The 23,093-nt window shown below is 67.2% G+C and carries 23 protein-coding genes and 2 pseudogenes; 13 read left to right on the top strand and 12 right to left on the bottom strand.

All coding sequences use genetic code 11. The features are described from left to right. Positions 1–116: 116 nt before the first annotated feature. The 12 genes and pseudogenes from OIE13_RS10185 to OIE13_RS10130 form a co-directional block, all read left to right on the top strand. Complete coding sequence (locus OIE13_RS10185; RefSeq protein ID WP_326640743.1) at positions 117–932, top strand: ABC transporter ATP-binding protein; 816 nt, start codon at positions 117–119, stop codon at positions 930–932. Next, a complete protein-coding gene (locus OIE13_RS10180; RefSeq protein ID WP_326640745.1) occupies positions 925–1,749 on the top strand; it encodes an ABC transporter permease in 825 nt (274 codons plus the stop codon). Before OIE13_RS10185 ends, OIE13_RS10180 begins: the two co-directional genes overlap by 8 nt. A 67-nt stretch (positions 1,750–1,816) precedes the next feature. Then, entirely contained in the window at positions 1,817–2,872 is a 1,056-nt protein-coding gene (locus OIE13_RS10175) for an ABC transporter substrate-binding protein (RefSeq protein ID WP_326640748.1), read from the top strand. Positions 2,873–2,899: 27 nt separating this feature from the next. Further along, positions 2,900–3,904, top strand: a complete 1,005-nt coding sequence (locus OIE13_RS10170) for a formylglycine-generating enzyme family protein (RefSeq protein ID WP_442816050.1) — start codon at positions 2,900–2,902, stop codon at positions 3,902–3,904. 38 nt (positions 3,905–3,942) lie between these two features. Beyond that, on the top strand, positions 3,943–4,674 hold the full coding sequence (locus tag OIE13_RS10165; protein WP_326640752.1) for a hypothetical protein: 732 nt from the start codon (positions 3,943–3,945) through the stop codon (positions 4,672–4,674). A 165-nt stretch (positions 4,675–4,839) separates the two neighbouring features. Continuing rightward, positions 4,840–5,742, top strand: coding sequence for a hypothetical protein (locus tag OIE13_RS10160; RefSeq protein WP_326640754.1), 903 nt, complete (start codon positions 4,840–4,842; stop codon positions 5,740–5,742). Then, entirely contained in the window at positions 5,739–6,932 is a 1,194-nt protein-coding gene (locus tag OIE13_RS10155; RefSeq protein ID WP_326829924.1) for a thiolase family protein, read from the top strand. Before OIE13_RS10160 ends, OIE13_RS10155 begins: the two co-directional genes overlap by 4 nt. Next, on the top strand, positions 6,929–7,462 hold the full coding sequence (locus OIE13_RS10150; protein WP_326640756.1) for a Zn-ribbon domain-containing OB-fold protein: 534 nt from the start codon (positions 6,929–6,931) through the stop codon (positions 7,460–7,462). Before OIE13_RS10155 ends, OIE13_RS10150 begins: the two co-directional genes overlap by 4 nt. Then, positions 7,455–9,122 (top strand): class I adenylate-forming enzyme family protein, encoded by a 1,668-nt coding sequence (locus OIE13_RS10145; RefSeq protein WP_326640758.1) that lies wholly within the window; start codon positions 7,455–7,457, stop codon positions 9,120–9,122. The genes OIE13_RS10150 and OIE13_RS10145 overlap by 8 nt, the downstream gene beginning before the upstream one ends. 184 nt (positions 9,123–9,306) lie before the next feature. Then, positions 9,307–10,044, top strand: a complete 738-nt coding sequence (locus OIE13_RS10140) for a cyclase family protein (protein WP_326830278.1) — start codon at positions 9,307–9,309, stop codon at positions 10,042–10,044. Between the two features lies 1 nt (position 10,045). Then, positions 10,046–11,077: a CaiB/BaiF CoA transferase family protein gene (locus OIE13_RS10135; protein ID WP_326640763.1), complete on the top strand. Its 1,032-nt coding sequence runs from the start codon at positions 10,046–10,048 to the stop codon at positions 11,075–11,077. Positions 11,078–11,309: 232 nt separating this feature from the next. After that, positions 11,310–11,513, top strand: a pseudogene (locus tag OIE13_RS10130) (transposase); the annotation flags it as partial. 114 nt (positions 11,514–11,627) lie between these two features. On the opposite strand, the gene OIE13_RS10125 reads toward OIE13_RS10130, so the two are convergent. The 12 genes and pseudogenes from OIE13_RS10125 to OIE13_RS10070 form a co-directional block, all read right to left on the bottom strand. Next, positions 11,628–12,017, bottom strand: coding sequence for a thiol-disulfide oxidoreductase DCC family protein (locus OIE13_RS10125; protein WP_326640765.1), 390 nt, complete (start codon positions 12,015–12,017; stop codon positions 11,628–11,630). Then, on the bottom strand, positions 12,014–13,036 hold the full coding sequence (locus OIE13_RS10120) for a sporulation-delaying protein SdpB family protein (RefSeq protein WP_326640768.1): 1,023 nt from the start codon (positions 13,034–13,036) through the stop codon (positions 12,014–12,016). Before OIE13_RS10120 ends, OIE13_RS10125 begins: the two co-directional genes overlap by 4 nt. Beyond that, a complete protein-coding gene (locus tag OIE13_RS10115; protein ID WP_326640770.1) occupies positions 13,030–13,587 on the bottom strand; it encodes an SdpA family antimicrobial peptide system protein in 558 nt (185 codons plus the stop codon). Before OIE13_RS10115 ends, OIE13_RS10120 begins: the two co-directional genes overlap by 7 nt. 59 nt (positions 13,588–13,646) lie before the next feature. Beyond that, positions 13,647–14,276 carry a hypothetical protein gene (locus OIE13_RS10110; RefSeq protein WP_326640771.1) on the bottom strand — a complete coding sequence of 210 codons (630 nt, stop codon included), beginning with the start codon at positions 14,274–14,276 and terminating at the stop codon, positions 13,647–13,649. 510 nt (positions 14,277–14,786) lie between these two features. Then, positions 14,787–15,872 carry a cytochrome P450 gene (locus OIE13_RS10105; protein ID WP_326829923.1) on the bottom strand — a complete coding sequence of 362 codons (1,086 nt, stop codon included), beginning with the start codon at positions 15,870–15,872 and terminating at the stop codon, positions 14,787–14,789. Positions 15,873–15,903: 31 nt separating this feature from the next. Beyond that, the gene (locus tag OIE13_RS10100) at positions 15,904–17,694 is read right to left on the bottom strand and encodes an acyl-CoA dehydrogenase (RefSeq protein ID WP_326829922.1); all 1,791 of its coding nucleotides are present in this window, start codon (positions 17,692–17,694) and stop codon (positions 15,904–15,906) included. Between the two features lie 41 nt (positions 17,695–17,735). Beyond that, positions 17,736–18,491: an SDR family oxidoreductase gene (locus OIE13_RS10095; protein ID WP_326829921.1), complete on the bottom strand. Its 756-nt coding sequence runs from the start codon at positions 18,489–18,491 to the stop codon at positions 17,736–17,738. Next, entirely contained in the window at positions 18,488–19,225 is a 738-nt protein-coding gene (locus OIE13_RS10090) for an SDR family oxidoreductase (RefSeq protein ID WP_326829920.1), read from the bottom strand. Before OIE13_RS10090 ends, OIE13_RS10095 begins: the two co-directional genes overlap by 4 nt. After that, positions 19,222–20,124, bottom strand: a pseudogene (locus tag OIE13_RS10085) (acetyl-CoA C-acyltransferase); the annotation flags it as partial. The gene OIE13_RS10090 and the pseudogene OIE13_RS10085, both read right to left, overlap by 4 nt. Then, positions 20,124–20,690 (bottom strand): TetR/AcrR family transcriptional regulator, encoded by a 567-nt coding sequence (locus tag OIE13_RS10080; RefSeq protein ID WP_326830277.1) that lies wholly within the window; start codon positions 20,688–20,690, stop codon positions 20,124–20,126. The pseudogene OIE13_RS10085 and the gene OIE13_RS10080, both read right to left, overlap by 1 nt. Positions 20,691–20,912: 222 nt before the next feature. Beyond that, positions 20,913–22,091: an ATP-binding cassette domain-containing protein gene (locus OIE13_RS10075; protein ID WP_326829919.1), complete on the bottom strand. Its 1,179-nt coding sequence runs from the start codon at positions 22,089–22,091 to the stop codon at positions 20,913–20,915. Further along, positions 22,088–22,750, bottom strand: a complete 663-nt coding sequence (locus tag OIE13_RS10070; RefSeq protein ID WP_326829918.1) for an ATP-binding cassette domain-containing protein — start codon at positions 22,748–22,750, stop codon at positions 22,088–22,090. Before OIE13_RS10070 ends, OIE13_RS10075 begins: the two co-directional genes overlap by 4 nt. On the opposite strand from OIE13_RS10070, the gene OIE13_RS10065 reads away from it, so the two are divergent. After that, the gene (locus OIE13_RS10065) at positions 22,707–23,063 is read left to right on the top strand and encodes a hypothetical protein (protein WP_326647122.1); all 357 of its coding nucleotides are present in this window, start codon (positions 22,707–22,709) and stop codon (positions 23,061–23,063) included. The two genes, OIE13_RS10070 and OIE13_RS10065, sit on opposite strands and share 44 nt — an antisense overlap. The last annotated feature ends 30 nt before the right edge of the window (positions 23,064–23,093 follow it).

Here is a 23,093-nt window from a genome sequence, read left to right as displayed (position 1 = left end):
GCATTGACAGCCACTTTTCGTGAACCTAGTCTCTCCGGTACAACGAAGAAAGTTCCGAAATATCGGAAAAGGCGCCCGTGAGTGTGCTGATCACCCGAGACCATGGAGATCGAGCCGTGAACAACAACAACCACGATGCGCAGGGAGCCATCACTGTTCGTGGCGTGACGCACGAGTTCGGCCGATCCAGGGGCGATGCGACGTCCCGAGGGCGGATGAACGCGCTCGAGGACATCAACCTGATTGTTCCTCGCGGCCAGTTCCTCGCGATCGTCGGCCCGAGTGGGTGCGGCAAGACCACTCTGATGAACATGATGGCCGGCCTCATCAAGGCCTCGTCGGGAGTGGTGACGCGCGATGGCCGCCCCGCCACCTCGCTGGCCCGCAACGTGGGTTACATGTTCGCCCGTCCCGGCCTGCTGCCCTGGCGGACCGCGCGGGGCAACGTCGAACTGGGGCTGGAGTTTCGCGGCGTGAGCAAGTCCCGCGCGAGGGAGATGGCCAGTGAGCTGCTCCGTCAGGTCGGGTTATCCAAGTCCGAGGCATCACTGCCCTCGGAGCTCTCCCAGGGCATGCGCCAGCGAGTGGCGTTGGCGCGTGTGCTGGTCCTCGACCCCGACTACCTGCTGATGGACGAGCCGTTCGGCGCCCTGGACGCGCAGACAAAGCTGGTCATCCAGGAGCTGTTTATCCGGATCTGGGAGGGCACCGGGAAGACGGTGGTCTTCGTGACGCACGACTTGGTCGAGGCCGCTGCGATGGCCGACCGGGTGATCGTCATGACGGCCTCTCCGGGCCGGATCAAGGCAGATCTCATGATGCCGTTCGACCGACCACGCGATTTGGACGGCCTCCGGTTCGACCCCAAGTTCCAGGAGATCTCGCACCAGATCTGGGATGCCCTGAAGGACGAGGTTTCACACGATGACTGAGAAGACCGCAACAGCGTCCCTGGAGGCTCCTCCGGCTTGGCTGCCTGCCGTGCCTCGGATCGTCACGCTGTCCGCCGCGCGCCTGGGTCTGGCTGCAGCGGTGTTGGCCGTCTGGCAGTTCGGCGTGGAGATCGGCTGGCTCGACCCGGCGTTCATAAGCAGTCCGGAGGCGATCTGGAAGTTCCTGCGCGACTTCGTCGGCTCCGGGGACATCTGGCATCATCTCTGGGTGACGCTGCAGGCGACACTGCTCGGATTCATCATTGGCAGCGCTGCAGGGATTGCCGCGGGTCTCGTGCTGGCGAGTGTGCGGTGGCTGAACGAACTCCTCGACCCGTTCCTCACGATCCTCAACTCGCTTCCGCGGGTCGCCCTGGCCCCGCTGTTCCTCCTGTGGTTCGGTCTGGGCGGCGCGTCGAAGGTCGCGCTGGCCGTAAGCCTGGTGTTCTTCATCCTCCTGATCAACACCCGGGCCGGTGTCAGGAACGTCGAGGCGGACATTGTGACCGTGTCGAGGTTGCTGGGTGGAGGCGGCTGGCGGCTCTTTCTGAAGGTGATCCTGCCGGCGGCCGTACCCAGCATCGCCGCCGGGCTCCACCTGGCCGTCATCTACTCGCTTCTCGGTGTCGTGGTGGGCGAAATGATCGCGGCTGAGGCGGGGCTGGGCCAACGCATCGCCTTCTACTCTGGCCAGTTCAACACAGCCGGCGTGCTCGGGGTGCTCGCCGTGCTCGCGCTCATCGCGGCCGCCATGAACACCGCGACGGTGCTCCTCGAACGACGTCTCCTGCGTTGGCAGGACCGCGGGCGGCTCTAGACCGCCCCGACGCAGCCCGCTCTGGCCTCGGCCAGAGCGCAGCCCCATCGGAAAGGTACGACCACACATGCACGCACTCACGTCGACGGGCGGAGCCCGTCGGTCACGACCACGGTCCCTGACCGGGGCGCTCGTCGCCCTTGTCGTCACCTCGGCCCTTCTGTCCGCCTGCGGCTCCAGCGGTGAGACGGCGAGCACGTCCGGCCTCAAAATCGGTGTTTACCCGGGCGCCTTGATGAGTCTGCCGGCGTACGTCGGCGCCGACGCCGGCCTCTTCAAGAAACATGGTCTCGACGTCGATCTGGTCGACATCTCCGACGGCAGGAATATGACCTCCGCCGTGGTGAGCGGCAGTATCGACATCGAGCTCAACAGTATCGACAACAACGCCCTGGTGATCGAGCAGGGTCAGCCGATCGTCGCCGTCGCGGGGAACACCGTGCGTCCGGTCTTCACGCTGCTCGCAGGGTCCAAGCTGGCCACCCCGAACGCGGAGGCCGGGTTCCCCGGCTCGGTGCAGGACCTCAAGGGCAAGAAGATCGGCGTGATGGCGACGGGCGGCAGTGTCGAGCAGATGCTTCGCTACGTCCTCAAGGCCGCGAAGGTTGACCCGGACAAGGATGTCACGCTGGTCAGCGCCGGCCTGCCGGCCACCGGTGTCCCGGCGCTGAAGGCGAACCAGATCGACGCCTACATGTCCATTGAGCCTGCCGCGAGCCTGACCTCGCTCGACCAGAGCGGGAAGGTCGTCCTCGACCTTCGCAAGACGCCGCTGCCCGGCGAGCTGACCGAGCTGGACTGGCCCTACAACCAGTGGGCCTCAATCACGAAGACCGTTGACGCCAAACGAGACACCATCGGTGCCTTCCAGGCGGCCATGAAGGACGTCTTCGCGTTCATGGCGGATCCCACGAACCGCCCGAAGGTCAAAGAGATCGCCATGAAGCGCATCTCCGACAACGCCCAGCTTGTGGACACACTCCTGGAGACGAACATCGATGTCTTCGGATTCGAGCTGCGCCGCGATCGAGTCGAGCGGGCGTTCGACTACCTCGTCCAGACGGGGCTGATCAAGAAGCCGATCACCTACGAGGACTATGTGGCGGAAGGAGCACGGAGCTAGCCGGTCACGGCGTCTCCGGGTACGACGATGACGAGCTGCTGTAGCCCCGGCCGTGGGGAGTCTGTCCCGAACACCCCGGCCTCTCTGTGGGCAACCGAGTCCGGTGTTGTCGGCCCTGCCGACCGGGACTACTGCGGGCCGCATCCACAGGGAATGGTCCGGCTCGGCGGGGTTGCGTTCACCATGGGTGACGACCGGCGCCTCGGACCCGGTGGGGACGGGGAGGCGCCGGCGCGGCGAGTGATCGTCGATCCGTACTGGATCGACGTGGCGGCCGTTACCAACGCCGACTTCGCGGAGTTCGTGGCGGAGACCGGCTATGTCACGGAAGCGGAGGCGTTCGGCTGGAGCTTTGTCTTCGAGCGGTTCGTCGACCGGCGAGTCGCTCGGCGCCTGGAGGCCGCTCCCGGTGTCGTGCCTCGCTGGTGGGTCGCCGTCGAGGGTGCCTCGTGGCGGCGCCCTCACGGCCATGGTTCCCCGGTGGAGGAGCTTGCGGACCATCCCGTCGTGCACGTGTCCTGGAACGACGCGAACGCGTACTGCCGATGGGCTGGAAAGCGGCTGCCGACCGAGGCGGAGTGGGAGTACGGCGCACGGAGCGGGCTGGACGGCGCGGTCTATCCATGGGGGGACGAGCTGACACCGGGCGGTGAGCACCGGTGCAACATCTGGCAGGGCGAGTTCCCCGGCGCCAACACGGCCGACGATGGGTACGTCGGCACGGCCCCCGCGCGATCCTTCCAGCCCAACGGGCACGGCCTCTACAACACGTGCGGCAACGTCTGGGAATGGTGCGCCGACTGGTTCAGCGACACCTGGCACGCCGTCGATCGTCCACACACGCGCCGAAGCCCGGCAGGCCCTCCGCAGGGAACCGCGAGGGTCATCAAAGGCGGTTCCTATCTCTGCCACGACTCGTACTGCTTCCGCTACCGGCCGGCGGCCAGGAGCGGCAACACCCCCGACAGCAGCACGGGGCACATGGGCTTCCGCTGTGCGCGCGACGCGATGCCGGGCGAGCCCGTCCTATGACGACCCGGGCCTGAGCGCCCTGACGAGCGGATCGGACGATGTCAGAAACGATCAAGATCCTCAACTTCGTCGAGCCCATCGCGGGGGCCGAGGACTACTGCGAGGAGTACTACCGCACGGTGCACGTGCCGCTGATCGCGCGCACCCTCAGAGAGGATCCGCGGTGGGTCAGCTACTACCAGAACCGCCTCGTCGCCGGCTACGACGCCCTGGGCGGCTTCAGCAAGCGGCCTGACCGCTGGCGCCTTGTGCTGCTCAGAGGGGTGGCTGAGGAGGCGGGCGGCGGCCGCGCCTTCCGTCCGAACAACCCCGAGCTGCAACGTGTCGTCGAACTCGACCACCCCAACTTCCTGTCGGCGATCACTCGTCTCGAAGCACGTGAGGTCACCGTTCACGACTCCCTGGGAGCCCAGAGCGCGTTGAACAAGTACGTCGTCGCGTTCGCGTCGGCGGGTGAAATGGCATCGGGCAGGAGCGCCGCCGTCGACGAGTTCATGGAAGCGGCATCGTCCGCAGTCGGCTGCAGGCTCGCTCTGGTTAACCAGGTCATAGGCGAGGTGGAGAGCACCACGGTCGGCCAGGCGGTCGTGCCCTCGGACCGGTACGTCGCTGTGCCGACCTTCCACCACGTCGTGGAGCTGTACTTCGACAACCCCTTCGACGCGCGCAGCTTCTTCGCGAGCGCCGACGTCCTGGAGCGGCTGCACTACGGCGAGAGCAGGACCGAGGTGTTCGAGGCCCAGGAGTCGTGCGGATTCGACCGTCGCTGAAGTATGTGCCCCCACGAGGTCACCTGAAGCTTGGAGAAACGAATGGATGGAGAAGAGATGCGGAGCTCGACCGGCCCTAGAGAAGCCCCCGAACGGCCCAGAGTCGCCGTCCTGGCCACGAGGCAGCTGGCTGTTCCGCGGGAGGACGACCGCAGTCTCGAAGAGATGATCTTTGCTGTTGCCGCGGCGGCGTTGAGTGCGGTTGGGCTCCAGGCCTCCACTGTCGGCAGCATTGTCCTCTACGGCAACGACCAGATGAACGGGCGAGTTATCTCGTGCATGGTCGGTGCAGGTCCAGCCGGCGGCGTCGACCGCGACGTCACGATGATCGCGTCATCGGGCGAGCACGCCTTCATCTATGCCTATCTCCGGTTGCTGGCCGGTCAGGACCAGAACGTCCTGCTGGTCGGCTGGGGCAAACCGAGCGAGGGCGTGTCACCTGAGCACGCGCAGTTGGTGAGTGCCGAGCCGTATCTGCTCCGGCGCGTAGGGATGAACGACACGATCGCAGCCGCGCTCCAGGCTTCCCGGATGACGACGACCGCCGCAACCGGGCGCGCTACCGCATGGCCCCTGACGGCCGCGGACCTCCCTGCCGATAACGACGTGGTCTACGCGGCCATCCTCGCTGCCGAAGGCAGCTTTGAGCCGGAAACCGAGCTGGCCTGGGTGCTCGGGGCGGGCTGGGCCATGGATGGCTATGACATGGGTACCCGGGACGTCGCCGAGATGCCCGCACTTGCCGCGGCGCTTCAGCAGATCGAGAAGCGAGGGGTGCCCGGTGCGGCCCGGTGGAGCATCGTCGAGATTGCCGCACCGAGCGAGGTGGCCACGAGGGCGGTGGTCGGCAAGCTAGGCCTCCGCGACGACGTACGGATCAACGCGGCCGGCAGCACTGCGGACTTCATGTCGACGTCGTCGACGTCCGGTCTGGGACGGTTCATCGCAGCCGTCGACGCGCTCGACTCCCAGCCCGCCGGCTCGATCTCCGCCGGCATCGGGCTCCAGGGATTCGCCGGACAAGGAGCAGCAGTCATGGTCTTCGGTGGGAAGGGAGGCAACCTGTGAGCAACGTGGGCATAATTGGCTTCGGTCAAACCAAGCATGTGACTCGCCGCGAGGACGTCACATTCCCGGAGCTGGTGAAGGAGGGAGCGGACCTCGCGCTGGAGAACGCCGGCATCGGCATCGATGATGTCGACGCGGTCGTCTTCCCGCTCGCTCCTGATGCGCTCGTCGGCGTCGGCAACGGCGAACGGTGGTGCGTGGACGCCGTCGGAGCTGTCGGCAAGCCGTTTATGCGGGTGAACAACGGCGGAGCCACGGGCATGAGCGCTGTCCTCACCGCCTGGACGCACATCGCCTCCGGGATGTTCGACGTGGTGCTGGTGGCCGGGGCCGACCGGGTCTCGGAGTCCGGCTCGGCGCAGTCCGTTCTGAACAAGATGTGGGACGTCGGCTACGAACGGCCGCTGCCGCTCAACACCATCACGATGCTCGCGCTGTCCGCGGCTCGCTACATGTACCTCTACGATTCCACGGAGGAGGACATGGCGCGGGTCAGCGTCAAGAACCGGTACCACGCGAGTCTGAACCCGTACGCGCACCTACGCGACCGGATCTCGATCGAGGAGGTCCTGAACAGCCGGCAGCTGGCTTGGCCCATCAAGCTCGGCGATGCCTGTCCCGCCTCCACGGGCGCGGCCGGCGTGGTCCTGGTCTCCGAGCGTTACGCCAAGGCACACGGACACCGGGCGGCCTGGATACGCGGCATAGGGCAGAACACCGAGACGTTCTGGATGGGTGACCGGGTCGGCCCGAAGGCCCAGGGGGACCACGCCGACGCGGACGCGTTGGCGACGGCGTTCCAGCGTGCCTACGACATGGCAGGGCTCACCGACCCGCGCTCCCAGGTCCATGCGGCCGAGATTTACGCACCGTTCTCAAGTGTCGAACTGCATGTCATCGAGGCCGCCGGACTGGCCGCGAAGGGCCAGGCCCCGAAGCGGCTCGCGGCCGGTGAGTTCACCCTCGGCTCGGCAGGGCCCGTGGTCAACCCTTCGGGCGGAACCCAGTGCTCGAACCCGATCACCGTCACCGGCGTGATCCGGGTGGGTGAGGCCGCGCTGCAGGTCCTCGGCCAGGCAGGGGAGCGCCAGGTGCCTGGCGCCACCACCGCGATCGCCAGCGCCATCGGTGGCGACCACCAGTTCTACTCGACCATGGTTCTTTCCAACTCCCTGGAGGAGATCGCATGACCAGCACCCCCCGGTCACAGGCGGTTGTAATTCCCGAGCCGTCCACCGGCCCTCGCTTCTACGAGCAGACCTGGGACCTGTCGTACCGGCACGCACTCGGTAACACCACCTCCAGGTTCCTTGCCGGATTGGCCGCGGGCCGGGTGTACGGACGCGCGTGCTCTCAGTGTCGGCGTGTGCTTGTCCCTGCACGGTCGTTCTGCGACCGTTGCCACCGCGCCACCGGGGACTGGCTCCAGGTGAGCACGAGCGGCGTCATCGAGATGTTCACCGTGGTATACGAACCCTTCCGCGGGCTTCCCGAACCGCCGTACGCTCTCGCGTACGTCATGCTCGACGGAGCGGACACCGCGCTCCCCGGCTATGTCCGTGGCCTCGACCTGACCGACGTCGAGGCGGTGACCAAGACGCTGGCCATCGGAACGCGGGTCCGGGTCGCCTTCGCCGAGAACTCGGTCGGCAGTGTCGCCGACTACTGGTTCGAGCTCGAGACGGATTCCGCCGACCCGAGTGTCGGGGCCAATGGCTAGCTCGGCGTCACCGGCACTGAGCCATGTCGGTCCGATACAGTGGCCCGCGACGGCTCCGCGACCGGCAATCTCAACCCTCCCCGGACTCATTGACTCGTTCGCCGAATCCCACGGGGATCGGCCGGCTGTCGTGTTCGAGGGACGCGAGATCAGCTACGGTGAGCTCGCGGAGCGCAGCCAGCGGGTTGCCGCTGCCCTCAGGGGGTTGAGGGTTGGGCGCGGCAGCGTCGTCGGACTGCTCGCCCCCAACTCTGTCGACTGGCTCGCGCTCACCATCGGCGCCGTACGCGCCGGTGCTCAGGTCCATGTGTTCAATACCTGGGTGAAGCCGAGCGAGCTGGACTACCTGCTCAGAGCGTCACGGGCCGAGCTCCTGGTCAGCGCTGCCGGCTTCGCCTCGAACGACATCCTCGGCACCTTGGCCGGACTGCTCCAGGAGGCGCAGCTAGACGCACCAGGTGGCTGGTCCAGTGATAGGTACCCTCATCTGAGGACTGTCGCGATCCTTGACGGGGAGTGCTCAGTAAGCGGTTTCGAGTGCTGGGGCCCACTCGCGGGACAAGCTGACCCGCTCCGAGCAGATGACAGTCGTCCGACGGAGGCACCCGTCGTCGTCTATACCTCCGGGTCGACCCGGTTTCCCAAGGCCGTGCCGCTCACTCAGTTCGACATGATCGAGAACGGCTTTGCCATAGGGACCCGCATGCACCTCAGGCGCGACGACCGGGTGTGGCTCGGTAGTCCTCTCTTCTGGAGCTACGGCATCGCTAACGCGGCTATGGCCACCTTCACTCACGGGGCCTGCCTTGTGCTCGAGGACCGGTTCGATGCCCAGCGGGCCGCGGAGACGATGCGTCGCGAACGCTGTACGGTGGCGTATCTGTTGCCGGCAATGGTGGAGTCCATCCGGAGCAGTGCGCGCGACGTCGTCGCGAAGCTCGACCACCTTCGTACTGGGCTGACCATCGGTCGCCCCGACGAACTGAAGTGCATCGTGGATGAGCTCGGCATCAAATCTATTTGCAACATCTACGGCTCAACGGAGGTCTACGGCAACTGCTGTGTTACCGATGCGGACGACCCTCTCGATATCCGTATGGTCTCGCAGGGGTTACCACTGCCAGGAGTGGAGATTCGGGTAGTCGACCACGAGAGCGGAGCAGTGGTTCCCAGGACCCAGCCGGGGCATCTCCAGGTCCGTGGCAGGGTCATGCCCGGCTATCTGCCTACCGCAGACGGGCAGCAGGTTCCGGACCCAATCACGAGTGATGGTTGGTACGACACGGGTGACACGGCCTTCATCCGGGAGGACGGACGTTTGGTCTTTGTCGGGCGGCACTCCGAGATGATCAAGACGTCCGGTATCAATATCTCGCCCGCCGAGATCGAGGCCCATCTGCGCGCCCATCCAGCTGTGGTCCAGGCTGCCGTGGTCGCGGCGCCGGACCCGCGGCGGGGCGAGGTGCCGATCGCCTTTGTCGTAACGTCAGGATCTACGAGCGAGGCCGAATTGACCGAGCATTGTCGAAACGCGTTGTCTTCCTACAAGATGCCCGCTCGAGTGGTCTTGGTGCCCGCACTCCCGCTCACCTCCACCGGCAAGCTCGCGCGCAAGGCGCTCCTGGACGAGGCTCGGAAGGTGGTGCGTACCGTTGCCTGAGTTGCGGCCCGGCCACAGTGCGGACGACCGAGTGCGTAGCCGTGTCGGTAACTGGGGGCGTTGGGGCACCGAGGACGAGGCGGGTGCGCTCAACCTTGTTCAAGCAGCCCAGGTCCGAGTGGCGATACAGGCGGCGACCGACGGGGAGGTGGTATCGCTCGCGCAGCCATGCGGGCCGGACGGGATGGTATCTCCGCATCGACGTCGGCCTGCGCGGTTCATGGACAGAGACGCCGGTGACTACGCCTTGGGTGCTCGTGCCCCTCATGGGTTTAGGTTCGCCGAGGACACCGTGCAGCTTCCGACCCACAGCGGGACCCATCTCGACGCGCTGTGCCATGTGTGGGAGGGAGATGCTCTTTACAATGGTCATCCCGCCAGCGGTGTCAGGTCGACGCGCGGAGCCGACCGCTGTGGGGCCGAGGCTCTCCGACCGGTCGTCACGCGGGGGGTCCTGGTGGATATGCAGGAGCACTTGGGCCGCCCCCTGGAAGCCGGTGAAGCCGTCACCGCCCAGTTGCTCCGGTTGTGCCTGGACGAGCGCGGCGTGCATCTGGAACCCGGCGACGCCGTCTTGATCAGGACCGGATGGTGGGAGAGAGGCCTGAGCGCCGAGGTCTATCACCGGGCCGAGCCCGGGATCGACCTCGCTGCGGCTTGGTTCCTAGCTGAGCAGGACGTGAGCCTGGTCGGCGCGGACAACTACGCGATCGAGCAGCAGCCCAGCGCGCCTGGCACTTCCTTTCCGGTCCATCTCTGCTTGCTGCATAAGTTTGGTGTGCCAATGCTCGAGAACCTTGACCTAAGCCGCCTGGCCGAGGCGCTTCGTCAACGCGGGCGATCGGTGTTCGCACTCGTCGTCGCACCCTTGCCGCTCCAAGGATCGACCGCGGCACCGGTGTGTCCTGTGGCGGTGCTGTGACGTGCAGGACCCCACCGGACCGCTGAAGGGCATGCGGGTCGTCGACCTCTCGCAACAACTGCCCGGGCCATACACGAGCCTGCTCCTGGCCTCGCTCGGCGCCCATGTGACCAAGGTTGAGCCACCTTGGGGAGACGCGGCAAGAAGCTTGGACCCTGACATGTTCGAGGCCGTCAATCATGGCAAGGTCTCAGTGCGCCTGGACCTCAAGTCCGATGTCGGCCGCAAGACCCTACACAGGATGATGACCAGCGCGGATGTCTTCATCGAGGGCTTCCGCCCAGGGGTTATGGACCGGCTGGGGTGCTCCGCCATGGATCTGCACGCGTTGAACCCCTCTCTTATCTATTGCTCGATCAGCGGCTATGGCCAGAAGGGCCCGCTGGCCGGGCATCCGACCCACGATCTCAACCTCCAAGCCATGGTTGGGGCGATACCGAGGTTCGCCCGGCTGGACCGTATCGGCGTGCCCTGGGTCGACCTCGGAACGGCCACCACAGCCGCCTTGGCGATCGCCGCATACTGGCACGCAGGCGTGGGCGTCCATCTGGATTTGGCCATGCTCGACCTGGCTGCTTCGTGGGCGGCGGTAAAGCCACGCGCCGTGTCCGACATCGAGCCCAGCTACGGGACTTTCATGTCGCGCGATGGGGACGTGTTCGTGTTGGCGCTCCTTGAGGACGACATGTGGGTGCGTCTGTGTCGGGCGCTCAGGTTGACGAGTTGGTCGGCGAAGCACCATCTGGAGCACTATCGAGCCAGGCAAGCCGACGCGGAAGGCGTCAGAAGCCGGCTGGAGCAGGAGTTCGCACTGCGAAGCACAGGAGAGGTGGTGGCACTCGCCGCCGAGTTCGACCTGCCCATCAACCGGGTGCTTGACTCCACGGAGGTCAAGACCGAACAGCAGCTGCGCCTGCGCTCAGCCAGCCGACCAGGCGCCCGTTGTGTGCCCATTCCAGAGCACCTGCTCGTCGACGTCGAGAGCTGCCCAGCGGTCCACAATCACGGGATCGAGGATCAATCGACAAGGTGAAGACCTCTGCGAGGGAGCGTCGCCTGACGTCCCGTCCGAGGCGACCTTGGCAGTCGACGGCTCCCGTCGGTGCTGATCGAGACGCTGCTCGAACTGCATACGGTCGACCTCAAGGCGGGCTCCAACAACTACAGTGTCGACGACTGGGCTCTGTGTTGCTCATGGCCAAGCCGACTACATCCGCGACTACCTGCGGCTGATGGGCGACCCTGCCGGCTAGCTCAGACCTCAACCGGCCAGCCCCTGGCAGCGCGGCTCGAACGAGAACACCAACGGCCTGCTCCGCCAGTACTTCCCCAAAGGCGCCGATCTGTCCGTCTACAGCGCCGAAGAGCTCGCTGCCCTCGCCGCCGAACTCAACAACCGCCCCCGCAAGACCCTCGGCTGGCGAACGCCCGCCGAGCTCTTCGCTAAGCTCGTCGCAACAGTCAAATGATCACGTGTTGCAATGATCGCTGGAATCCGCCCACAGCGAGCCGGTCAAAAATGTCAACGGCCACGTGGCCACGTACGACCTAGATGCCGTGATCATGGCGTCAACGAGGTCGGCCTACGGTTCCCGACCGTCCCCGCGTACCGAGCACATGGGAGTGCCGCCGGGCAAGCGGTGCCGCGAGCGAGACACCGCCGTGTAGACCAGTTCGGCGGCCCAGGAGGCCGGGGGGGTCGACAGAAGCCTCCCCATCCCGCGCCACCTGCGGGAAGATTGCCAGGTGAGCAGGGCGGCGAAAGCCCTCGCGCCGCCGGCCGGGGCTTTTCCCGGTTCGATCCACCAGGCGGCCCTGGTTACCTGTTCCGGGGAGAGGCCGTGTTCTTCGAGGTCGAGGGTCTGCCAGGCGGAGGTCCTTGGCCAGGCGGGGAGGGTACGGCGGAGCCTGCGCAGTGAGGCGGCGCAGAAGCCGCAGTCTCCGTCGTAGACGAGGAGGGGGTCCGGCGTCATGGGCGTCCTTCCACAGCCGGGCCGACCTGGGCGGGGACGGCGGGAGACGGCTCGGTCACGCTTGGGAGGTCACCGGCGGCGGCGATCGCGGGGCGGGGCGAGGCCGGCCATGCCGCCCATACCCGGTCGGGGAGGGCGAGGTGGGGCAGCCGGACCGGGAGGTCGACCGGGCGTAGATGGAGCACCAGGCAGGCGAGCATCGCGAACATGAAGCTCCCGAGGCCCATGAGCAGCCCGATCGAGATGTGGAAGGCGAATCCCGCGGCCAGCAGGTACGGCCTGACCGGACGGCGGGCGATCATGCCGAGCGCGAGCGCGAACTCGATGACGAGCGGTCCCCAGGTCATCGCGGTGACGCCGACCGGGTTGACCAGGACCGGGGTGAGCCAGGGTTTGGCCCAGCTCGGCATGCCGAAGAACGGGTCGGTGAGCCAGTACCACAGTCCCGTGCCGTCGGCCCATTCGGTGTGGCTCAGCTTGGCCACCGAGGCCTGGAAGTAGAGTCCGGCGACCTGGAGGCGGATGACGAAGAAGGTGCTCCAGGCCAGCAGCGAGCGGACCGGGCGGTCGGCCACGTCGACGGGTGGCCCCCAGTGCCACCTGCGCCCGTCCAGCAGCGCGATGGGGAGCAGTAGCAGGGTGATGACCGAGCTGATCTGGTCGCCCCCGTCGGGGATGGTGGCCGACGCCATCAGGCTGACCGTGACCCACCAGTGCCCGAGAGCGGTGAAACGGGGCCGCCAGCCGATGACCACGAGCAGGAGCAGGCCGATCGACACGAAACGAGCGAGCTCCAGCTGACCGTCGGGGACCACGCAGTAGACGCTGAACCGGGCCAGGCCCTCGCAGTTGGGGAAGGTCGGCATTCCCTGCGCGGGGCGCAGGATCGAACTGCTGTGACTGAACAGGAGTGTTCCGAGCGTGCCGAGCGCCATCAGGGTACGGGCCAGGCCGTAGACGTTCGTCCAGGGCGACACTCGTGTGAGGCGCGCAGCCGCGAGGCCGACTCTGGTCAGCATGTGACCTCCAAACGGGCGACGGTGGCGGGCATGACCGTCCGGCTTCCGGCCCACGCCCAGGGCAGCGGCTCGCGTTGGACCAGGCCGATCGAGCCGCAGTGGATGGGATTCGGCGCGAGGTTGCGTATCGTCACGACGCTGGGCGTCCGGGCGAGGCAGGCGTGGACGTCGGCGCCGTCACAGGGCGTCCATTTGCCCTGGGGAACGGCGGTCTGCATGATGCCCAGCTCCAGGCCCTGGGCCCGGGACCGTCGGTCGAATCCCAGGACGTTCCAGAGCTCGGAGTGCGGGCCGAGGCGCGCGTCCTGCCAGCCACTCGCGCCCGCGAGCCGCCATACGCCGATCTGTGGTTCGCGTGGTGATTTGGTGAAGAAGGCCCAGCCCTGCGGGGTGAGGGTAGTGATGGTCAGCCTTGACTGCTCCTGCCCCGGGAGCCGGATGGCATTGCTCGGCAGCTGGGAGTGGACCACGTAGAAGATCACTGATACCCAGAAGGCGACGATGGCGACGAGGGCCCACCCGAGACGCCTCGCCATGGTGTTTTCGGTCAACGGAGGCTCCGTGAGTTGATGGGGCCCCCGGCCCGGGACGCCAGGCCGGGGGCCGGAGGTCAGGCGGCGAGCCGCTCGGCGACGAGGTTCACGAAGCGCTCACGGTCGATCCTGGCCATGTCCTTGCTCACCATGGACTCGGTCCAGTTCTCGATCTCGTAGACGTTGGACTCCCGGACCGCGTTGGCCACCTTGTAGACGTTGACGATCTCGTAGACGTTGCCGAGGTAGATCGCGAACACGAAGAACGCCAGGCCGGCTGCCTGGTCGGTGGCCGACGAGTCGGCACGGAACCCGAAGCGCTCCGTCAGCACCTCGCGGGTGATCTTCTGCGCGGCGACGAACGCCCGGTCGACCCGGACCCGGTCGCCGCTGGTCATGTCGAGGCCGAACGAGGTCAGGAAGGCCGGGTCCTTGGCGTCGACCGCGGCGACGACCGCGTTGGCGAACTTCTCCTGTGCGGCGGTTATCGGACCGGCCGGGCGCGCGATCTCGGGGAACTTCTCGGCCACCGGACCGATTCCGAGGATCAGGCCGCGATAGACGGTCTTTCCGTCATAGGACGGCAGCGTGCTCGAAGCCTCGGCCGCGGTGACCGGCCGAATGCCGGCGGCGTGGACCGGTACGGCTCCGGCGGTGACCACCGCCGTCGCAGCCAAAGTCGCCACCAGCATTTTGGATGCCCGCATTAATTACCCTCCATGGGACTGAAACAATGAACGAGATCCGGCTGGGAACCAATGAGCCAGCAGCTCAAAATTGCCCTTCGTCGCGGACCGTGACGTCTCCGGTCGCGAGCAGGATGCATTTCGGCCGCCATCCCCGCTGGCTTTTCGCCGTTGCGATGGAGGATTGCACATGCGATTGAGCGCGAGCTTGGAACAGACTTGTGAATCACTTGTGCCACCGGCAACATATTTGTACCGTCCGCTTTAAAGCGGCAGGCCGAGAAGGGGCGACTTAATCAAGCCGGTGATGCTCTGGCTGCCGGAGTGAAGGCACGGTCGTACGCCGAGTCGATGTCCCGGATCACCAAAATTCACGGCAGGGCGCCCGCCAACCCGCTCGGCAATCGGCCTGCAGCGGCAGGCCTGATGGACCTCGGCTCAGAGCATGGTCATCGTCAAGAGTTGGCCTGAGAGGGCGGTGATATCGGTGTCAGGAAGGACAGTACAGGCTTTTATCGTCGGCCACCGCGCTCACGGCGGCGGGAGCCGGTTCCAGAGTTTGGTGACGCTGCCGGTGACACACGGCTGGGCGAAGGACCCGTCCCGGCCTACCCCGATCATGATCGGCTTCTTCGGGAACGCGGTGGCGCCGGACTTGATGCGGTAGTCGACCTCGGTGGTGAGCAGTTCCGGCGTACCGTACTCCAGCACCATGCCGAGGGTCGTCCGGATCTGCAGGTCGGCGAAGGACGCGCCCAGGCAGCGGCGCTGTCCCACGCCGAACGGCAGGAACTCGTACGGCGAGGGCCGGGAGTCGGCCCACCGCGACGGCCGGAAGACGTCCGGGTCCGGGAACGCCGCGGGATCGCGATGCTCCAGCAACGGCGCGGCGAACGCCAGCACGCCCCGCGGGATCGGCGGCGAGCCGTCGATCTCCACCTCGCGCATGACCCGCCGGGGTAACGAGAGCGGAACGGTCGGGATGAGCCGCTGGGACTCCTTGACGACGGTGTCCAGCGTCTCCTCGTCGGAGACCGTGAGCTCCGGCGTGCCGAGGATGGTGAGCATGGCCCACGTCATCGACATCGCGGTCGTCTCGAACCCGGCGGCGAACAACCCGTGCAACTCCCCCGCGATCTCCGGCGTGCTGAGTGAGTCGCCGTCCTCATCGGTCGTGTGGCACAGGATGGACAGCGCGTCCGGCCGGGGCTCCTCGGCCCGCTTACGCTCGATGATCGCCTCGAACCCGTCGTACACCCCGGCGACCCGCCGCACCCACCGGCCGTAGGGCGTCCAGTCCCGGTCCTTCTGGTACATGAACACCATCGGGTTCAGGGTGGCCTGCAACAGGTCGCTGACGGACTGCGCGAGGGCGACGTTCCTCCTGTCCGGTTCGAGCCCGAGCAGGCAGGTGAGCAGGTTGGCCCGGGTGATGCGGAGGAACTCGGCGACCATGTCGAACGGCTCGCGGTCCGCCGACGCGAACCGGGACTGCTTGAAGGTGTCGGCGAAGACCTCCCGGTAGTGCTCCAACGCGGTCCTGTGCACGATCGGCATCAGCAGCCTGCGGGACCGCCGGTGGCGCTCGCCGTTGAACGTGATGACGGCGTCGAACATCCGCGACCACGGCCGTGTCGGACGCCGCGAGTCAGAACCACGCCTCCCGGATCTCGTTGAACAGCTGGTCCCCGCTGCCGACGAGATCGAGCATCGGGCCGACCTTCGGCAGCTCGTGGGTCAGGAAATAACGCCCCGCAGCACGCTTCCCGGCAAAGAAGTCCCCCTCGCGCTCCCCCACCGCGACCAGCTGCTCAAGCCAGATCCACGCGACGACGATGTGGCCGGCGGCCTCGAGGAACGTCGAGGCATTTGCCAGCGCCTCTTCGGGCTTGCCCTCGGCCCACACCTCGCCGACGAGGTCACCGAGCCCGGCGGTGTACGCAGCGAGAGCATCGGCGTAGACCTCGAACCCGGCGGCCCGTGCACGCGTGACGGTGCCGTCGACGGCCTTGAGCAGGACCCGCAGACCGCGGCCCCCGTCGATGACGAGCTTGCGGCCGAGGAGATCCTGGGCCTGGACGCCGTGGGTGCCCTCGTGGATGAGGTTGAGCCGGTTGTCGCGATAAAGCTGCTCGACAGGATATTCGCGCGTGTAGCCGTAGCCGCCGTGCACCTGGATGGCCAGGTCGTTGGCGGCGAGGCACCACTGCGACGGCCAGTTCTTGACGATGGGGGTGAGCACGTCGAGCAGCTCACCGGCCGCCGCCCGCTCGGCAGGAGTCTCGGCCGTACGCTGCTCGTCGACGAGGCGGGCGGCATAGAGCACGAGCGCGAGCCCGCCCTCGACGTAGGACTTCGAGGCGAGCAGCATCCTACGCACGTCGGCGTGCCGGATGATCGGCACGGGGGCGCTCGACGGGTCCTTCGCGCCGAGCGGTCGGCCCTGCCGACGCGACTTCGCATAGGCGAGTGCGGTGCGATAACCGGCGTAGCCGAGCGCGACGGCGCCTGCGCCGACGCCGATGCGGGCCTCGTTCATCATGTGGAACATGACGGCGAGCCCGCGTCCCTGGTCGCCGACGAGCTCGCCGACGGCACCGGCGGAGCCGCCGGGGCGATGTCGTCCCTCACCGAAGTTGAGCACCGTGTTGACGGTGCCGCGGTAGCCCATCTTGTGGTTGATGCCGGCGAGCACGACGTCGTTGCGCTCGCCGAACTCACCGTCGGCGCCGACCAGCCGCTTGGGTACGGCGAAGAGCGAGAGCCCCTTGACCCCGGTGGGTGCGCCTTCGACGCGGGCGAGCACGAGGTGGACGATGTTGTCGCCCATCTCGTGCTCGCCGCCGGAGATCCACATCTTGTTGCCGAAGAGGCGATAGGTGCCGTCGCCCTGCGGCACGGCCCGGGTCGCCACGTCGGCGAGTGAGGAGCCGGCCTGCGGCTCGGAGAGGCACATGGTGCCGAACCAGCGTCCTTCGAGCATGGGCGGCACGAACCTCGCGACCTGCTCGGGGGAGGCATGCGCCTGGAGCAGATTGGCGTTGGCCATGGTGAGCATGGGGTATGCGGCGGTGGCGATGTTGGCGGCCTGGAACCACGCGAAGCATGCCTGGTGCACGATGTAGGGCAGCTGGATGCCACCGGCGTCGGCGTCCATGGCCGCGGCAATCAGCCCAGAGTCGGCGAACGCCTTGAGCGCCTGGCCGACCTCGGGGATGACGGTGACGGTCTCGCCGTCGAAGACCGGCTCGGTGCGGTCGCTAGCGGCGTTGTGGGTGGCGAACTGCTCGGCCGCGAGCTCCTGGGAGAGGTCGAGGACGGCGTCGAAGGTGTCGCGAGAGTGGTCGGCGAAGCGTTCGCATCGGGTCAGGGACTCGACGTCGAGCCAGTCGTACAGCAGGAAGTCGAGGTCTCGTCGTGACAGCAGCTCATGTTCCACGGTGGTGCTCCCTCAGCTGGCGGTGTCGTCAAGGGTGGTCATCAGACTCCTCCGTTGAGAGTGAGGCCTCCGTCGAGCACGAGGGTCTGGCCGGTCGTCCAGGCGGCGTCGTCGGAGCCGAGGTAGGCCACGGCTGCGGCGATGTCCTCGGGCTCGCCGAGGCGTCCGACCGGATAGGCGGCGGTGACCTCGTCCTCCTTGCCCTCGAAGAGTGCGGTGGCGAAGCGGGTGCGGACGACGGCGGGCGCGACGGCGTTGACCCGCACGGTCGGCGAGAGCTCGACGGCGAGCTGCTGGGTGAGGTGCATCAGGGCTGCCTTGGTCGCGCCGTAGAAGCCGATTCCGCCGGCGGGACGGAGACCGGCGACGGAGGCGACGTTGACCACGGCACCTCCCCGGTCGGCGAGCACCGTATGCCAGGCCCGGCGTGTCCAACCGAGCGTGCCGAGGAGATTGACTTCGAATATCTTGCGCGCCGCGGAATCCTCAAGCTCAAGCAGTGAGCCGTATGCCGGGTTGATGCCGGTGTTGTTCACCAGCAGGTCGAGACCGCCCCACCGTTCGACAGCGCGGTCGATGGCCTCCTGCTGGTGATCGGGGTCGTCGGCGGAGCCGGCGACGTGGAAGGCGACGTCAGGGCCAAGCTCCTCGACGGCCTCCTTGAGCGCCGTCTCCTTGCGGGCGGTGATGCAGACTCGAGCGCCCTCGTCGACGAGCCGGTGGGCGATGGCGAGACCGATGCCGCGGCTGGCGCCGGTGACCAGCGCGGTCCGGCCTTCGAGTCGTCGGGCGGTCACATCGACAGCCCTCCGTCCACCGGCAGGACCGCACCGGTGATGTAGCCGGCCTCCGGCGACGCGAGGAAGCCGATGGCTGCGGCCATCTCACCGGGGTCGGCGAAACGGCCCATGGGGATGGTGGCGGCGATCTCGGCCTTCTTCTCCTCGGGTATCGAGGAGATCATCCGGGTCTCGGCGTTGGGCGAGATGGCATTCACGGTGATGCCGAAGCGCGCGAGCTCCTTGGCCGCGGTGCGGGTGAAGCCCAGGATGCCCGCCTTGGCCGTCGCGTAGTTGGCCTGGCCGGTGTTGCCGTGAAGGCCGCTGTAGGAGGTGACGTTGATGACCCGTCCGAAGCCGCCCTCGCGGAAATGCGGCACGCAGGCCCGGGTCATCCGGAAGGTGCCGCCCGCGTGCACTGCGAGCACCTGCTCCCAATCGTCGTCACTGAGTTTCCACAGGACCCGGTCGCGCAGGATGCCGGCGTTGTTGACGAGTACGTCGATGCGGCCGGTGGCGCGGACGACCTGCTCGACAGCAGCCTCCACCGAGTCGGTCTGCGAGACGTCGCAGCAGATCGCCCGTGCCCCGATCTCGTCGGCGGCGGTCTTGACCTCGGCCTCGTCGAAGTCGAGCAGGTACACGTCCGCCTTGGCTGCCACGAAGAACTCGCCGATGGCACGTCCGATGCCGCGGGCGGCCCCGGTGACGAGCACGGTGCGGCCGGTGAAGTCGAAGGTGAGTGCGTTCACGACAGTCGCTCCAGGATCATCGCCATGCCCTGGCCGCCACCGACACACATCGTCTCGAGGCCGAACTGCTTATCCCGCTCCTGTAGCGCGTTGAGCAGCGTGGTGGTGATCCGGGCGCCGGTCATGCCAAAGGGGTGCCCCAGTGCGATCGCACCACCGTTGACGTTGAGCTTGTCGAAGTCGATACCCAACTGGCGCGCCGACGGAATCACCTGGGCGGCGAACGCCTCGTTGATCTCGACCAGGTCCATGTCGTCGATGGTCATGCCCGCGAGCGCAAGAGCGCGCCGGCTGGCCTCCACCGGACCGAGCCCCATGATCTCGGGTGAGAGACCGGACACGCCGGTGGCGACGATACGAGCCAGCGGGGTGAGCCCCAGCTCGGCGGCCTTGGTGTCGCTCATGATGACCAGTGCGGCAGCGCCGTCGTTCAGCGGGCAGCAGTTGCCCGCGGTGACGGTGCCGTCGGGGCGGAACACGGGCTTGAGGCCGGCGACGGCTTCCTTGGTGACGCCCGCGCGGGGGCAGTCGTCGGCGGAGACGGTCGACCCGTCGGGGAGGGTGACCGGGGTGATCTCGCGGGCGAAGAAGCCGTTGGCGATGGCCTTCTCGGCGCGGTTTTGACTGCGCAGGGCGAACTCGTCCTGGTCGTCGCGGCTCACGCCGGTGTGCTGGGCGACGTTCTCGGCGGTCTGTCCCATGGCGATGTAGAGATCGGGCAGCAGTCCCTGCTCGCGCGGGTCGACCCAGGTGCGGCCTCCCTCGGCAAGTGCGGCCGTACGCTGCTCCGCCCCGCCCATGACGGGGTTGTGGGTGTCGAGCATGTCGTCGGCCATGCCCTTGCCGAAGCGACTGACGGTCTCGACACCGGCGGAGATGAAGACGTCACCCTCACCTGCTAGGTCGCCGCGGCCATCGGGGCCTCACCCTGATCGGCGTGGGCGGCGAGCTCGTGATCGGTCGACATGAGCCCGCGGAGGACGAGGTGGGAGAAAGTCTCGGCGATCTCGTCAGGCCGCTTGGCACCATCGGGGCGATACCACTTCCACAGCCAGTTGCACATGCCGATGATGGCGAAGACGGTGAGCGTTTCGTCGACCGGCTCGAAGGCACCCGCCTCGACGCCCTCCCGGATGATCTGACGTACCAGGAGGTCGTTCTCGTGCTTGAGGCCACGGAACTCCTCACGCACGTCGTCGGGCAACTGCTCCTCCTCACGGAAGGAGAGCGAGTAGAGGTCGAGGTTGTCGGCGATCGAGTTGAGGTGGAGCGTGATGAACTGGGTGAGTTTGGCTCCGGGGTCAGCCTCAGACTCCGCAATCTTGCGCGCCCCTTCCAGCTCACGGCGTGCCCAGTCGCCGAAGAGGTGGCGCAGCAGGTCGTTACGGCTGTCGTAGTAGTGGTAGAGCGCAGCCTTCGAGAGACCAACCTCCTTGGCGACCTCCTGCATGCTCACGCCGCCGATGCCTCGGACTGGAACAGCCGGGCTGCAGCGCTGGTGATGCGTTCGCGCATCACTGTGTTCCGGACCGACATTCTGGCTCCTCCTCTGCGTGGTGACCGGCCTCGCGCAGCCGGTCGGCGTGCGCGGGTACGCGCCTGACCGCGTGCGCCGAACCGCCTCTCCGCTTCGCCGAGCGCCGATGGGCCGCCCGGGCGGCCCCGATGGACGGCCGGTGCGAATCTGTCAGGGGAGCTCGATCAGCTCGAGCTGCACGCCGTTCATGTCGCGCGGGTGGACGAAGTTGACGGCGCCGTAGGAGCCGCGGGCGGACTTCTCGAGTAGCGGTGACATCCCCTGCTCCGACACTGCCTGCACTGCCTTGTCGATGTCGTTGACCTTGACCGAGAGGAGGAACAAGCCCTCACCCTTGCGCTCGAGGAACCGGCTCACCGAGGTGTCCTCGACGTCGGAGGTTATCAGGTTGACGACGAAGCCGCCGATGTCGAGTCTGGTCCCCTTGAGACCGGGGAAGGCGAAGCCGCCCTCTCCGACGTACTCGCCCTTCACCCCGAACAACTGCTCATACTTCTCGGTCGCCGCGGCCAGGTCCTTGACCGCGATGTTCACTCCGTTGATGGCGAGCGCCATGACTTTCTCTGCTTTCTGTGGATGTTCCTCGCAGCCCTGTCGCGCTGCGCGTTTTGGTGTCCCGGTCAGACGTGCCTGCCCAGGGCGCGGTGGTAGGTCTCGGCCAGCTCTTCCCCCCCCGCACCTGCCGACGAGACGGCCGCGCTGCAGCACCAGACCGTGGTCGATGTGCGTGCGGAGGGTGGCGGTGGAGGGTTCCGTGATCAGTACGGCGGCCCCCGCCCCGGCCACCGCCGCGACAGTGGACATCAGCTCGTCGACGATGCCCGGCGCAAGGCCCAGGGCAGGCTCGTCGAGGAGGAGTACCCGCGGCTTCGACATGAGTGCGCGGGCGATGGCGAGCATCTGCTGCTCGCCGCCGCTGAGCAGACCGGCATGGATCTTGCGCCGCTGCCTCAGAATGGGGAAGCGGTTCAGCGCCTCGTCGACCGTGCTGCGATCAAGCCGCTGGGAGTCGGCGATGACCGCGAGGTTCTCCTCGACGGTGAGTGTCTTGAACACGTGGCGCCCCTGGGGCACGAGGGTCAGCCCTCGTGCGGCGCGCCCATTGGGGTCCAGCCCGTCAAGGGAGTCACCTCCGATGCGGACGTGCCCGGAGGCACCGCGGACGGATCCGACCAGCGCGTGCAGCACGCTGGACTTGCCGGCGCCGTTGGGTCCGATCAGGGCCGTGGTACTGCCGGGGATGAGCGTGAAGCTCACCCCCTCCACGGCGCGCGCCCGGCCGTAGGTGACGACGAGGTTCTCTGCCTCGAGGCGTGATGTGCTGTTCATGCAGGGACCTCCCCCAGGTAGACGTTCCTGAAGACCTGGCTCGACCGGCACGCCTCTGGCGTCCCCTCGAACGCGATCCGCCCGTTGGCGAGGAGGCTGACCTGGTCGGCCAGGTCGAGGACCACGTCGATGTTGTGGTCCACGAGCAGCACGCTGTGACCGGCCTCGCGGAGCCCGCGGAGTGCGGCCAGGGTCGACTCGAGACCTCGGTCACCCACACCGGGGAACGGCTCGTCCAGGATCATCAGGGCCGGTTCGGCGACCAGCGCCCGCGCGACCTCGACGAGGCGCATCTCGCCGAAGGAGACACCGCCCACCAGCCGGTCGAGCTGCTCCAGACCGACGGATTCGGCGGCGGCCCGCACGCGCGGGTCGAGCCGCCGGGCGGGGAGGAAGAGGTCGCGCCCCATCCGGGACAGGATCCGGAGCAGGCCGGGCAGCTCCCTCCCGGCGAGGCCGACGCTGATGTTCTCGGCAAGGGTCAGGTCATCGGCGACCTGCGGCTGCTGGAACGTGCGCGCCAGACCCATCCGGCTGCGGCGCCCCGGGCGACCACTCAGTACGCGGCCGTCGAGTCGGATCGTCCCGCCGTCCTGTCTGTTCTGGCCGCACAGGATGTCGATCGGCGACTTCGACCTGACGATCAGCGGCGGCAACATGATGCCCGACCCGGACATCACCGCCAGCCGGCTGGCCACCGATGGGCAGCGCAACCACCTGAAGTTGTCGAACCCGAACGCCGACGCCTGCTATGCCGCCGCCCGGAGCACCATCGACCAGGACGAGCGGATCGCGCACTACTGGCGGCTGCAGGAGGTGTGGGCGCGCGACGTCAGCGTGATCCCGCTCTTCTGGTACTGCATCTACCTGCTACGCAGCAACGAGTTCTCCGGGTGGGCCGACCAGATCGACTTCCGGGTGCCGTTCTGGCACTGGGGCCGGATCCGGAAGATCACCGGCGGCGAAGGCTAACGGATAACGAGCGCGGAGATTCCTCATGGA

Source organism: Streptosporangium sp. NBC_01810, from assembly GCF_035917355.1.
GTDB lineage: Bacteria > Actinomycetota > Actinomycetes > Streptosporangiales > Streptosporangiaceae > Streptosporangium.
Note: the sequence above shows the minus strand (reverse complement) of the source record. Positions and strands in the feature narration are given on the sequence as shown.